Here is a 13,788-nt window from a genome sequence, read left to right on the forward strand (position 1 = left end):
AAATTACCTGCCGGAGGCAGATCCTATGGCATTATCTCCTGGAATCACCAAAAAACTAATGCAGGCAACCAGCGACAAAACCGACCTGAACAAGCAGGCCCTCCGCCTGAGCCGCTCCTTCAAGGAAGTGAACAAAGTTCTGGGCACAGGTTCCAAGGCAAAGGATAAAAAAGGAAAATAAAATCATTTAAATTATTTTTTTTCCGAAAAACCGTTGACATTTGTCTATGAAAGAGATATAATGTCGTTCGTGTCGCCCGGACGGGTTATAACAAAACACGGGCATGCGCCTTTAGCTCAGTTGGTAGAGCAGTAGACTCTTAATCTATTTGTCCAGGGTTCGAGTCCCTGAAGGCGCACTTAAGAGGTCTGATTTTGCAGATATTGGAAGCTGCGGGGTCGGACTTTTTTGTGCCTTAATAGAACAAACACATCTGGGACAAAGCTATATTTTTAAAAGGTATATTTTAAAAAATAAATTTTTTCTTAAAATATTATTGACATTTCCTTCTCCAAGCTATATAATAGTGGACGTGTCACTCAAAAGAATTAAATTAAACATATGCGCCTTTAGCTCAGTTGGTAGAGCAGTAGACTCTTAATCTATTTGTCCAGGGTTCGAGTCCCTGAAGGCGCACTAAAAGGTCTGACTTTGCAGATACAGGAAGCTGCGGGGTCGGGCTTTTCTTTGTTACAGACAACTTTTTACAGATTATATTCTATTCTGAGTCAGGAGGAACTATGAAACACTTACACAGATTTGCCGGGATCGCGGCCGCATTCTGCATTATGATCATTTTGTTCATCACTTCGGTGGAAGCCGTGGTGTACTGGACCCCTGGATATTTTGAAAAAGAGTATACCAAATACAATGTGCTGGAAAGCCTTCCAGCCATGACCATGGACGACCTGCTGGAAGTAACGGACCAGATGATGGATTACTTAAAAGGCGACCGTGAGGATCTCCACGTGACCACCACCATGGGAGGCCAGCAGCGGGAATTTTTTAATGAGCGGGAAATCGCCCATATGGAGGACGTGCAGGTGCTGTTCTTAAAAGCCATGTCCATACGCCGTATCTGTCTGGCAGCGGCAGCCTTATTACTTATCTTTATGGCTGCCGCCAAAGGACGGATGAGACAGACCCTTCCCTCATCCCTGTGTATTGGATGCGGCCTGTTCTTTGGGCTGATCACCGCCCTGGCCCTGATCATTTCCACTGATTTCTCCAAATATTTTGTCATGTTCCACCATATATTCTTTACCAATGACCTGTGGATCCTGGACCCTGCCACAGATATGCTCATCAACATTGTGCCTGAAGGATTTTTTATGGATACAGCCGCCCGCATTGCCGGTCTTTTCGGCGCTTTATCCCTGATCCTGTTTGGATTCTGCCTGTTCCTGACCATAAAAAACCGTAAAAAAGCCGCTTAAATCCTAACCGGGCTTTACTTAAAGCCGGAAATATTTTATACTGTACCATAGGCTATTATATGATTGGAGATTGTTTGGATGAAGCGATTTTTCACGCTGTTCCTGTGTCTCTGTCTCTCCATGGGCATAGTTACCATGAAGAGCCTGGCAGCGCCCCAGTGGCCCGACCATGTTTCCATACAGGCGGACGGCGGCATTGTCATGGATGCGGATACAGGAACTATATTATACGGGAAGAATATGGACCAGCAGTATTACCCGGCCAGTATCACCAAGATACTGACCGCTTTGATCGTGCTGGAACACTGCGGTCTGGATGAAATGGTATCATTTTCCCATGATGACGTCTATAATGTGGAAGCGGGAAGCAGCAGCGCCGGCATTGATGAGGGCGATGTGCTCACGGTCCGCGACTGTCTCTATGCCCTGCTGCTGGCCTCTGCCAACGAGAGCGCCAACGCCCTGGCATGCCATGTAAGCGGCTCCCGGGAGGCATTTGCCAAACTGATGAATGAAAAGGCCGCCAGCCTGGGCTGTACAGGAAGCAATTTTACAAACCCCAGCGGCTTAAATGATGAGAACCATTACACCACGGCCCATGACATGGCTCTCATTACCAGGGAAGCCATTAAAAATCCTGAATTTCTTACCATCAACATAACCCGCAGCTACAGACTGGCTCCTACCAAGCGTTCACCTGAGGGCGGATATGTGGCCAATCACCACAAGATGTTTAATAAGAACGAATCCGTCTACTATCCGGGCGCCTTTGCAGGAAAGACAGGATACACATCCCTTGCGGGCAATACCCTTGTAACCTGTGCAAAAAAAGATGGCATGACCCTGATTGCCGTTGTGCTGAACGGACACCAGTCCCACTACGCAGACACAAAGGCCTTGTTCGATTTCGGTTTCCGCAATTTCCAGTCCCTGAAAGCGGTGGATTATGAGACGCGGTACAAATCCCTGGAAAATGACATGACCATTGCCGGCATGACGGCCCGGGACAGCATTTCCCTGGAGCTTGACCGGAACGGACGTGTGGTCATACCAAAGGATGCCGACTTTACGGACACGGAATCCACCCTGACCTATGACCTGGACAGCAGCAGTCCCAGGAACGGGGTTGCCTGTATCCGCTACACCTACAACGGGCGCCAGGTGGGCTTTGTATACCTTTGTTCATCAGGCATGGAAAGTTCCGCCGATCCCATGGCTGCGGCCGCCACACCTCCACAGGCAGCGGCAGGCAATGGAAACCAGCCTGTTCCGGGCCAGAACCCAGGGCGGAATTCAAGTCAGAATCCAGGGCAGGATTCAGGTCAGAACCTGGGCCATGAGCCGGGCCAGGGAAATCTCCAGGATCAGGGAAACGGCCTCTCAACAGATGGGAACCTGACACCTCCTGCCACACGGCCGGACATCACCACAAAGGAAGGCACTGCTTCCAGTATCCGGATTCCCGCCAATACCCTGACCATTCTGGGGATCGCGCTGTCCCTGTGTGTTATTGTGGCAATTGTGGCCGCCGTAAAAATACATGTTAAAAAGAAGGAGGAGGCCGACCTGACGCTCCGCCGCCAGCGCAGGCTTGAACGCCTGGAGGATATCGGCTACTCCTCTGCCGACTTTGACAAACTGGTGGCCGAGCGCAGGGTCCCCTCTCCCTCCAAACGGAGAAACAGGAGAGGCCGGCGTAAAAAGACCTTTTTCCGTTGAACTTCCCATATCCATGGGTTATAATGTAGGGGGGCTATTCATGAGATCAATCATGTATGTAACCACAATTTACAGGGGAGAGAGAAATGAAACTTTTCCAAACGGATAAGGAGGATTTGAAAGCAGCTGTCATAAACCTGGTAAGGAACCTTCCTATAACCATCGAATATATGGCTGCCGCCACCTTAGTTTCCACCATATTTTTTCATTTCAGCAACAATGTCACCAACATTTCCATCATATTTACTCTGGCCATTATCCTGATCGCCCGCGCCACCAGCTGCTACGGTTCCGGAATACTTGCCTCTTTATTTGCGGTCTTCTGGGTAAACTTTGCATACACATATCCCTACATGACGCTGAACTTTACCATGTCAGGATACCCGATCACGTTTGTGGGCATGATGCTGATCTCCTGTATTACCAGCAGCATTTGCATCATGATCACAAAGCAGAATGCCCAGATCCAGGAAAAGGACCGGATGCTGCTTAATGCAGAGAAGGAAACCATGAAAGCCAACCTGATGAGGGCCATGTCCCATGATCTGCGCACGCCTCTTACCACAATCATCGGTTCCAGTTCCACCTATCTTGAACAGGAGGAGACCATGTCACCCGATGAAAAGCACAAACTGGTCCAGAACATTGAGGAGGATGCGCAGTGGCTTTTGACCATGGTGGAAAATCTCCTCACCGTTACCAGGATCCAGGATGAGCGGGGTGTGGCCAATGTGATCAAGGCGGACGAGTCGCTGGAGGAGATCGTCTCTTCCGCAGTGAGAAGGTTCAGAAAACGCTTTATGGATGTTCCTGTCCATGTTTCCATACCGGATATCTTTATCATGGTTCCCATGGACGCCACGCTCATCGAACAGGTCATTAACAATCTTCTGGAAAACGCATTCTTTCACTCCGGAAGCCACGGTCCCATTGATCTGATCGTAACCACAGACGGACCTTACGTATCCATAACCATAAAGGATTATGGAAAGGGTATCCGTCCGGATCTGCTGGACACCCTGTTTGACGGAGGAGGGGTTTATGCCAACCAGATGGGAGACAGCCATAAGGGAATGGGGATCGGCCTGTCTCTCTGTAAAACCATCATAAACGCACATGGCGGCCAGATCCGGGCCGGCAATCATCAGAATGGCGCCCAATTTACTTTTACCTTACCAGATTGGAGGGAATACTGATTTATGAACGCAAAAGCCAGTATTATCATCATTGAAGACGAAAAAAATATATGTAATTTTATAGAAACAGTCCTGACACCTCAGAACTACCATGTGGTCTGTGCATATACAGGAGCCGATGGGTTAAAGCAGATCAATACCCACAAACCGGATGTTGTTTTACTGGACCTGGGCCTTCCTGATATGGATGGACTTGAGATCATTGAGGAGGTTCGGACATACAGCTCCGTGCCCATCATTGTTATCTCTGCCAGAACCCTGGAACGCAGCAAGGTAGCTGCCCTGGATATGGGAGCCGATGACTATCTCACAAAACCCTTTGGCACAGCGGAGCTACTGGCGCGCATCCGCACCGCACTGCGCCACAGCCAGAAGACAGCCAATGAGAATACCCGCTATGAGGTCGGGGACCTGATGATCGATTTTGAACGCCGTTTGGTAAAGGTAAAGGATCAGGACGTACATCTGACCCAGATCGAATACAAACTGGTCTCCCTGCTGGCTCAGAACGCGGGAAGGGTGCTGACCTACGAAACTATCATATCCAAAATCTGGGGCCCCTATGCTGACAGCGACAATCAGATCCTGCGTGTGAACATGGCCCATATCCGAAGAAAGCTGGAGGAAAATCCCGCAGAGCCCCAATATATATTCACAGAGATCGGCGTGGGTTACCGTATGAGGGAAGAATAGAGGGAATAACAGAAGGAATAGCAGAAGGAATAGCAAAAAATAAAACCTGCAGGATCGCTGGTCAGCCGTCCTGCAGGTTTTGCTAATTGTTGTCATATTTTTTAGTGTGGCTCTTGGCACTGCGCTTTCTGCGCCCGTCTTCCTTTCTTTGGGTCAGCAGTTCCACATCCTCGTCCCCCGCCATCTTGGTGGTCTTGACAATATAATATCTGTCTTTCTCGGACTTTTTAACCCTGATCTTTCCTTTCACATAGCCATGCTCCGGGCAGTATGCCAGACAGAAATAGAACCTCTGTCCATAGGGAAACCAGCGTATCTTCTTGCGCAGCATCCTCCGGCACTTAAGGCACACCATGTCCGTAATATTCTTATCCTTCATGATCTCTTCCCTGGAGTCAAACTCCCTGGATACAAATTTGGTGTATTCGGGAAAGTACAGGTAAAATTCCTTGTCCTTTTCATCCGGAAGGCCGTAATAATCAACGGAAACATACACCCCATATAAGTCCATATCCAGGGCGGACAACACCCTTCCCGTGTAGTAAGCGTCATCCAGGGCGCGGTGAAACGGCCGTTCCTCCTCCATGGCCATCTGCTGCACTGCCTGGTCCAGGGACACCTTATTCTTTCCGTCCCCATACTGGAAGCAGAACAGCTTCTGTATGTCGTAGTACAAAAGAGGGCGGGGAAAAGGTATATCCAGGCCATAGTAAGCCATATTCCTCTGGAGCTCTGTCAGGTCCATGGACCCCCATGTGCAAAAGCAGTATTCCTCTTCCCCGCACCACTCCACAAATTCCCTTATAACATCCTCAAAACGCTGCCCCTCCTGGCACAGCTTCCTCATATCCATGTGCGTTACTTCCGATATCTTAAAATGCAGCTTCTTATATACCTGAGGCCTGATCAGCTTATGGAATTCCCCTACCTGGCAAAATCCCTCATCCAATTTTACAGCGCCTATCTCAATAATCTCAAATGGAAGGTGGTCCACTGAATCTTCCTTTCCATTTGGGCTCTGGTTCCATTCAAGGTCAAAAACAATGTAGTTCATTTTTTCATCCTGTCACTCTATAATCTTAATTTACTTACCTATCTTATCATAATGCACAGAATATGGAAAGGGGCATTCTATTTTACCTTTTTCTCCCATTCACTGTACAAAATCGGCCCAGACATTTGTTAACCAATTATCTTATTTTGGTTGACATTTTCAACTTGAGACCCTATAATAATCAATGAATTGTAAACCTGTTTCTACCTATTAGATAACATTTGGGGTATGATAAATGAGACAATTGATATATGAAACGTGTTTATGGGGCCGTCACCGCTTTGACGGCTGGGTCATGGCCCGGGCTGTTTACCGCAAATACAGCAATGAAGCCGCTGTCTGTTTTCATACACAGCGGAAAAAGAGCCACAGATATGCCGCAGTACTGGAAACAACGGGATACACACAAGCCGCGGCACCAGCCGGAAGCCTGGAAGTGCTTCTGATGGACGTATCTAAGGATAAAAACCAGCAGGGTGATGCCCCGCAGCTACATTTCCAAATATCAGCTACATCAAAACCATCTTCCTTAGAATCATCTTCCACAGATCCGCCTTTCACAGATCCGTCTTCCACAGATCCGCCTTCCATGTGCTTTCTTAAGACGGACCTGAGACAGTTTCTGAAAGCATCCGGCGACACCAACCCCATTCACCGGGGTGATCCGGCCCTGGTGCCAGGATTATGGATATTCACGCGCCTGTATGAACCCTTTTCCCATATGGCATGCAGCCCTCTTCCTGTTCTTCCTATAGAATACGGAATCCATCTGCCCATAGAATACAGTATCCGCCTGATCCGTCCAACCTATACGGGCCAACCCATTTACCTGAAATGTGAAAACAACACTGTCACAGGAAGCTGCGATGGCCTTGTACATTTTCACCTTCAAATAAAAAACCTATGACATGGAGGCAACTATGAATACAAAACAAAACTTCAGCACCCTGGAACTGACAAAAATGGCTCTTCTCACTGCACTGATCTGCGTATCAGCATACATTGTGATACCCCTGCCATTTTCCCCTGCAAGCCTGACCGCCCAGACACTGGTGGTCAACCTTATTGCGCTTTTGTTAACTCCCCGTCAGGCTGCCTTCACCATTGTGGTCTACATGCTGCTGGGCCTTTCCGGCCTCCCCGTATTCTCCGGCGGAGTGGGAGGACCCGGAAAACTTTTTGGCCCTACCGGCGGGTACATTATGGCCTGGCTGATAGCCGTTGTACTGATGTCCTGGCTGAAGGGAAAACGTTACAGCTTCAGGCGCTATTGTCTTGTGACCATGCTGGTGGGGATGCCTGTGACTTTGATACTTGGAAGCATTTATATGAAGTTTGTAACAGGCATGGACTGGGTATCCGTGTTTACGGTTGCCGTACTCCCATTTATCCCTCTGGACCTGTTTAAATGCGCTGCCGCTGCCGCTATCGCAAAGCCGGTGCAGATCAGCCTGTTGAAGGCTGGAACTTCTATTTGAATCTGCGTACTCTCGGATGTTAATCAGATCTGCGTAATGAATTTTTGCCTGTTGTGCACCAATCTATGAGGCATATACGGTGTATCGTTGATTCGCTCTGTGTGTGACCGGCGAAAAATCAACCGCAAAAATGGGGACCAGAAGGCTCTGAGAGTACACATCTAATGCGGGGAGGTATGATATGGACCATGTCTTTGTACTAGGCGGACTCAGAAGTTATATCGGTATCAGGAACAGCGCTTACCGCCATATCCCGGCCGAATGTCTGGGTGCGGCCGTATTAAAGGGGCTGATCAGACAATGCGGCTGTGATGGCTACGCTCCCGGGGCTGTTGATCCCGGGGTAATCTCTCCCGGTACAATCTCTCCCGGGGATATTGATATGGTCATCTGCGGCAACAGCGCGGGCAGCGGCGGCAACATCACCCGGCTTATGGCTCTGGAGGCGGGGCTTGATCAGTCCGTTCCCGCTTTTACAGTGGACCAGCAGTGCGCCTCCTCCCTGGAGGCCATAACCACTGCCGCCGCCATGATCGAAAGCGGACTCTGCCACCTGGTAATTGCCGGCGGATTTGAGAGTACATCCACGCAGCCCCTTCGCTCCTATCACCCCAATCATCCTGACTACAGGGATACCACTCCTTATACCACCGCAAAATTTGTACCCGGTCCCCACAGGGAGGATGTAATGCTCCAGGGTGCTGAACGGACTGCAGCCCATTACCGCGTGGACAAACAGGATTTGGACCGCTGGGTACTGGAGAGCCACCGCCGGGCCCTTATGGCCCGTCAGTCCCGGATACTCAGCGATATAATATTTCCCGTGTTCGGCCTGGAGCGCGATGAAGGCATACGTCCCAGAATGAGCCAGAAGCTGCTGGACAAGCTTCCCCCCGTATTACAGGACGGACGATCCCTCAATGCCGCCAACGCCTGCACAATGAACGATGGAGCGGCCTTTGTGGTACTCTGTTCAGACCAGTATCTGGCCCGCCATGGCCTGACAGCCCGCTGCCGGATCCTGGATGCCTGCAGCATTGGGACCAATCCGCTTATGAGCCCGGTGTCCGCTGTCTCATCCATAGAAAACCTGCTGAAGCGTACCGGCATTTCCATGGACGAAATCGGATGCATTGAATGCAACGAGGCGTTTGCTGTCATTGACGTCCTTTTTGAGAGAGCCTATCCGGGTACATTCAGCCGTTATAACCAGTTTGGCGGGGCCCTTGCTTATGGACATCCCTACGGCGCCTCAGGGGCTATTATCTTCCTCCACCTGGTAAAAGCCATGGAGCGTACCGGCAGCCAAAAGGGGATTTGTTCCGTGGCAGCCGCCGGAGGCATCGGGACCGCCCTGATGCTGGAGCGGTAGGGACCCTACCGGAGCAACAGAGAGCAATCATTAAGATAGTGAAGAACCATAAAACCTAAGGAGAACATCATGGATTACCTTGAAATGATAAGGGCTGTACCTGCTCACAGGACAGCCCTTATTGAAGATTCCAACTGTTATACATATGGAAGTATCGTCAGGGACGCGGATGAGATCAGGCATCAGTCCGACCTTCTTGACCCTGGGCTGGAATGGATAGACGAAGCCTCTGTGTACGGACAGCTGATCCGATTCCTTGCTTACAGCGGCACAAACAAAGTCCCCGTGATTATATCCAGGGAAACAACACGCAGGCCGATTCCCGGCTCTCCTGTCCCATCCACAGCCTGCATGGGTGTCCTCACGTCAGGTACCACGGGGGTCCCCAAAATATGGTTTCGCACCTTTGAAAGCTGGCACAGCTTTTTTCCCACACAGAACCATATATTTGGCATAAACAGCTCCAGCCGCATGCTGGTCCACGGCAGTCTGGCCTTTACAGGAAACCTGAATATGTACCTGTCTTTGATGTCAGAGGGGGCATCCGCCATTACCTGCTCACCGGTCTATCCACCTGCATGGAATCAGGCCATGGTTGATTATCAGGCCAATGGGGTATATTTGATCCCCTCCAAACTGCGCCTGCTGGCCAGAACAGCCTCCGGATGCAACCCATATATAAAGACCATTGTATCCGGCTCTCAAAGCCTGGGACTGGGGGATATCCGTCTGTTAAGGACAGCATACCCAAACAATCAATGCACCCTTTACTACGGAGCCAGCGAACTGAGCTTTGTTTCATTCATCCGGGACTCCCAGATGAATGACGACCCCGCATGCGTGGGACTCCCATTTCCCGGTATAAATATAATGATCAAAAACAATGAGATCTCAGTGGATACGCCATACAGGGCCCTGGGCCTTCCCACCCCCTGCAGCGTTGGGGATATGGGATATACGGGTGCGGACGGATACCTGTACCTGCTGGGGCGCAAAAACAATGTATATAATATCCACGGGCGCAAGATTTCTGCTTCACTGATCGAACACGCACTGATGGCACTGGATGAGGTGGATGAAGCCGCAGTGACGCTGGAGCATGGCGCCCTGACCGCCTATGTGGTACTGAATCCGCAGTCCGAAGGCACTCCTGCTTATTGTCTTCTGATGGAGCAGCTTAAACAGCGCCTGAATCCCTATGAACTGCCCCGCAGGATCATTTACACAAAAGAGCTTCCAAAAAACAGCAGCGGAAAGCCTGTTCCATCACTGCTTTCCGCTGCTGATCCTCATTGATCAAGACTGAATTCATGCGCCGGCTTGTCATATTGACGGCCGGTTATTATTTTTGCTGTCAGGTCCGTACAGTTAAAAACAACAGACCACTGGGTGGCGTTCATCCTTCCCGATGACTCAGACACGTGCCAATCCTTGGACGCTGCCTGTAGCAGATCCATGCCGGCCTGCTCATCCTCTACCACACCATTGCAGCTGTCCAGGGATGTCTCTAATATCTCATACCTGTCCTGGCCGTTTCCAAAATTATATTTCTTATCCGACAAGAGGAAATTCGTTGCCATCTGATAGTCCTGCTCCGCCTTCAGCACAACCAACTCATTGTCCACGTACTCCACCACCGCGCTGTTCCCTCCGGCATCGGCAATCTGGAAATGATAGCAGCTTCCCGCGGAGGAATGCATGTCATACTGTTCCAGCAATTCCACTGCCTCATCCACCGTGGCCGCTTTATCTAACATCAACCGGATAGCAGTAGTGGTGGTTATATCCGTCTTTCCCGTATCCTGATTCGTGGGCTCATCTGCAATGCGCAGCACTGCCGCCGCAAGGCCCTTTTCATTGATACCGTCCAAAGGAGCGTAGGGAGCTGCCAGGGCGATCAGCTTTTCCTTCAGTGAATCCGGCAGATTATCTTCCCCAAAGCCTAGAAATGCCAGATTTACAGTTGACAGGGACCTGTATCCATGATCAGGTGCTGTCTCCACTATCAGAGCCGGGGAGTAGGTCAGATCAAAATTACGTCCGAATATATAGTCCCCTTCTTTGGTCCATGCGCTAAATGTGGAACAGCCAAGATCCGGTATGGAGAACTCAAAGGGCAGCCCCTTTAAAAGCCGTTCCGTCACGAACCTGACCAGTTCTCCGTCCGTGCTGGCTCCAATTTCCAGAAAATCATCAAATCCGTAGTCCCCATCATACCTCATGGAATAAAGTACATTGTCATCTATCTTTTCCAGCGTACCCAATGTCTTGATTTCATGCCTGAACATAAAGGCTCCTCCCAATACTATAATGATCACCAGTCCAGCCAGGCAGCCCAAAAGGCCCAGCAGCCGCTTTTTCCATTTCTTATTGTTATGATCCATGTTTCCCCTTCTGACTTCTTATCTATCTGTTTGTGGCAAACAATCTGTGATAGACTATTTTAATATCAAAATATCTTTATCATCATATCATTTGACCTGTAAAAAGTCAAATAACCAAGGGATTGGCTTCGGCCCGGTATCTGGGACGATTCCTGATTTGGTTTCTGGGCCGGTATCTGGACTGGTTTCTGGGCCGGTTTCTGGGCCGGATCAGGTGATTCAGACCTGTTTTGAATATCCGGATTCGCCAAGCAATTTTAATCTATACACACCAGCTCATACTTACGGTTTCCAAGGCCATGGGCCTGGGCGGCCTCCACTGTATGGATTCCATGACGGGATTCCATACGTTCGATCAGGGCACGTTTGCCTGCATCCTCAGAGCCATACACCGCATCCACGGATGCCTGGTCCAAAGCAACGGGATCTGCAGATGCAAATATACCGATATCCGCCATTTCCGGGTCATGGGGATGTGCATCGCAGTCACAATCCACCGACAGTCTGTTGGCCACATTAATATAAACAATTTTTTCACGTCCCATAAAATCCATTACAGACCGGTCCGCATCTGCCATGGACTCCAGGAATGAGTCATGATCTGCCGTAAACGCGTCCTCAAAAACATTACTGGTACCGGATGTATGAATCCATATCTTACCCCTGGACGATGCAAGGCCGATGGACATATTCTTCAGCGCACCTCCAAATCCACCCATGGCATGCCCCTTAAAGTGGGACAGCATTACCATGGAATCATAATTCTTTAAATGGGTGCCTACATAGTTCTCCTGTAAATGAAAACCACTCTCAACAGGAATTGCCATGTCACCATCTTCGTCCAATATATCGCAGGGGGCAATGGCCAAAAACCCATGGTCCCGGATCGTCTCCCAATGAGCCTGTGTCGTATTACGTCTGCCCGGATAAGCGGTATTACATTCTACAATGGTCCCACTCAACCTATTCACCAGGTCCTTGATCAATCCCGGCTGGAGAAAGTTATGGCCTCCCGGTTCACCTGTGGAGATCTTTATTGCTATATTACCTTTCAGGGACACGCCTAACGCCTCGTAAACGCGGACTAAGCCCTCTGGTGTAATTTCCTTTGTCTTATATACAATTGACATATTATTTTCCTCCTGGTCGGTTTTAATGGCTATATCCCATGTATTCATACTCCACGTCCCATTTCATAAGCCTGTACCATAGCCAGACTGTTGTTTATATCTCCCTTCTGCCAGGCACCTGTGCCATATATGATTCCTCTTTCCCTGGCATTAGGCAGACAATCCTCCGTAAATCCCCTAAATCCCTCTACGGTACGCTCCATCATATTGTTATCCGTGTCCGCAGCCGCTACAATAAAATAAAAGTCCTTATCCCGTATTTCTGCGTAACGCGGTACTGTCCGGTCGATCAACGTCTTCATCTGTGCATCCATGGAATAAAAGTATACTGGCGTAGACATGACGATCACATCACTGTCCACCATTTTATCCAATATCTTTGCCATATCATCCTTTTGCACGCATTGATGGGTCCCGTTACAGACACCGCACCCAGTACAATAGTTGATTTTATAATCTCCTAAAAAAACTTTTACCACAGTATTTCCAGTGTCCTCTGCCCCACGCATAAACTCATCACATAGCGTATCGGAATTTCCTCCCCTTCTGGGGCTGCCGGATAGAATCAGAACCTTTTTACTCATTATAAACTCCTTTCCATATTCATCCATGTACTAATTTTAAAAGCTACTACTATAGACTACTACCTGGAGTTAAGTCCAGGTCAAGTGGTTTTTGCGGATTGAGCGGATTTATGCAGATTTTTTGCAGATTTGTGGATTTCTTCAATTTTGTGATGATCCTGGATGTACAGATAATACATGGAACGATTTTTAAGAAATAATAAAAACCCTGAAGATTTAATCCTTCAAGGTTCATGAGAGGCGACGACCGGATTCGGACCGGTGGTGAGGGTGTTGCAGACCCGTGCCTTACCACTTGGCTACGTCGCCATATTTAATTATAAATGACCCCAAGGGGATTCGGACCCCTGTTACCGCCGTGAAAGGGCGATGTCTTAACCGCTTGACCATGGGGCCTTGCAAAAATATAAATAAAACTCCCCGAGTAGGACTTGAACCTACGACAGCGCGGTTAACAGCCGCGTGCTCTACCGACTGAGCTATCGAGGAATATTTAAAGTGCTCTCTGAGTCTCTATTATACTGTATAAACAAAGATTCATCAAGTACCTTTCTGAAGATATTGTATGAAACTTTTGCAGTTTTTATGCAAAATACATACCTTCAAAACCACATATTGAAAACCGAATTGAAACTTCCTTCTTTTCCCCTAAACCTTTTGGTTAAGCCCTCGACCGATTAGTATTAGTCAGCTACATACATTACTGCACTTCCACCTCTAACCTATCTACCTCGTCTTCTT

Annotated in this window: 13 protein-coding genes, 5 tRNA genes and 1 rRNA gene; 11 read left to right on the forward strand and 8 right to left on the reverse strand. The window is 48.9% G+C overall.

From position 1 onward, the window contains the following. Positions 1–25 precede the first annotated feature (25 nt). The 7 genes from ABID13_RS10865 to ABID13_RS10895 all read left to right on the forward strand — a co-directional run bounded on the left by ABID13_RS10865 (position 26) and on the right by ABID13_RS10895 (position 5,045). Positions 26–181 (forward strand): hypothetical protein, encoded by a 156-nt coding sequence (locus ABID13_RS10865; protein ID WP_007871068.1) that lies wholly within the window; start codon positions 26–28, stop codon positions 179–181. A gap of 105 nt (positions 182–286) precedes the next feature. Next, positions 287–359 (forward strand) — tRNA-Lys (locus tag ABID13_RS10870). Positions 360–564: 205 nt separating this feature from the next. After that, a tRNA-Lys gene (locus tag ABID13_RS10875) sits at positions 565–637 on the forward strand. 104 nt (positions 638–741) lie between these two features. Further along, positions 742–1,437 (forward strand): TIGR01906 family membrane protein, encoded by a 696-nt coding sequence (locus ABID13_RS10880; RefSeq protein WP_007871067.1) that lies wholly within the window; start codon positions 742–744, stop codon positions 1,435–1,437. A gap of 78 nt (positions 1,438–1,515) precedes the next feature. Further along, complete coding sequence (locus ABID13_RS10885; RefSeq protein WP_045091114.1) at positions 1,516–3,156, forward strand: D-alanyl-D-alanine carboxypeptidase family protein; 1,641 nt, start codon at positions 1,516–1,518, stop codon at positions 3,154–3,156. A gap of 86 nt (positions 3,157–3,242) precedes the next feature. Continuing rightward, entirely contained in the window at positions 3,243–4,352 is a 1,110-nt protein-coding gene (locus ABID13_RS10890; protein ID WP_048930108.1) for a sensor histidine kinase, read from the forward strand. A 3-nt stretch (positions 4,353–4,355) separates the two neighbouring features. Further along, the gene (locus ABID13_RS10895; RefSeq protein ID WP_045091112.1) at positions 4,356–5,045 is read left to right on the forward strand and encodes a response regulator; all 690 of its coding nucleotides are present in this window, start codon (positions 4,356–4,358) and stop codon (positions 5,043–5,045) included. Between the two features lie 82 nt (positions 5,046–5,127). On the opposite strand, the gene ABID13_RS10900 is transcribed toward ABID13_RS10895, so the two are convergent. Continuing rightward, on the reverse strand, positions 5,128–6,099 hold the full coding sequence (locus ABID13_RS10900; RefSeq protein WP_007871678.1) for a 3'-5' exonuclease: 972 nt from the start codon (positions 6,097–6,099) through the stop codon (positions 5,128–5,130). A gap of 235 nt (positions 6,100–6,334) precedes the next feature. On the opposite strand from ABID13_RS10900, the gene ABID13_RS10905 reads away from it, so the two are divergent. The 4 genes from ABID13_RS10905 (at position 6,335) to ABID13_RS10920 (ending at position 10,245) form a co-directional block, all read left to right on the forward strand. After that, positions 6,335–7,006 (forward strand): hotdog family protein, encoded by a 672-nt coding sequence (locus tag ABID13_RS10905; protein WP_045091111.1) that lies wholly within the window; start codon positions 6,335–6,337, stop codon positions 7,004–7,006. A gap of 13 nt (positions 7,007–7,019) precedes the next feature. Beyond that, a complete protein-coding gene (locus ABID13_RS10910) occupies positions 7,020–7,577 on the forward strand; it encodes a biotin transporter BioY (RefSeq protein ID WP_007871676.1) in 558 nt (185 codons plus the stop codon). Between the two features lie 181 nt (positions 7,578–7,758). Further along, positions 7,759–8,949: a thiolase family protein gene (locus tag ABID13_RS10915; protein WP_007871674.1), complete on the forward strand. Its 1,191-nt coding sequence runs from the start codon at positions 7,759–7,761 to the stop codon at positions 8,947–8,949. A 69-nt stretch (positions 8,950–9,018) separates the two neighbouring features. Beyond that, positions 9,019–10,245 carry an AMP-binding protein gene (locus ABID13_RS10920; protein WP_045091110.1) on the forward strand — a complete coding sequence of 409 codons (1,227 nt, stop codon included), beginning with the start codon at positions 9,019–9,021 and terminating at the stop codon, positions 10,243–10,245. Here the strand turns inward: ABID13_RS10920 and ABID13_RS10925 are convergent. The 7 genes from ABID13_RS10925 to ABID13_RS10955 all read right to left on the reverse strand — a co-directional run. After that, the gene (locus ABID13_RS10925; protein ID WP_048930109.1) at positions 10,239–11,333 is read right to left on the reverse strand and encodes a linear amide C-N hydrolase; all 1,095 of its coding nucleotides are present in this window, start codon (positions 11,331–11,333) and stop codon (positions 10,239–10,241) included. The genes ABID13_RS10920 and ABID13_RS10925 overlap by 7 nt on opposite strands. Positions 11,334–11,590: 257 nt before the next feature. Then, positions 11,591–12,463, reverse strand: a complete 873-nt coding sequence (locus ABID13_RS10930; RefSeq protein WP_048930134.1) for a DUF362 domain-containing protein — start codon at positions 12,461–12,463, stop codon at positions 11,591–11,593. 44 nt (positions 12,464–12,507) lie between these two features. Further along, positions 12,508–13,047, reverse strand: coding sequence for a flavodoxin family protein (locus tag ABID13_RS10935; RefSeq protein WP_048930110.1), 540 nt, complete (start codon positions 13,045–13,047; stop codon positions 12,508–12,510). Positions 13,048–13,285: 238 nt separating this feature from the next. Beyond that, a tRNA-Cys gene (locus ABID13_RS10940) sits at positions 13,286–13,356 on the reverse strand. 15 nt (positions 13,357–13,371) lie between these two features. Next, positions 13,372–13,443: transfer RNA gene (locus tag ABID13_RS10945), tRNA-Glu, on the reverse strand. Positions 13,444–13,463: 20 nt separating this feature from the next. Next, positions 13,464–13,536: transfer RNA gene (locus ABID13_RS10950), tRNA-Asn, on the reverse strand. A gap of 168 nt (positions 13,537–13,704) precedes the next feature. Beyond that, positions 13,705–13,788, reverse strand: a 23S ribosomal RNA gene (locus ABID13_RS10955); the annotation flags it as partial.

It is taken from the genome of Enterocloster citroniae (genome assembly GCF_040545455.1).
Taxonomy (GTDB): Bacteria; Bacillota; Clostridia; order Lachnospirales; family Lachnospiraceae; genus Enterocloster; species Enterocloster citroniae.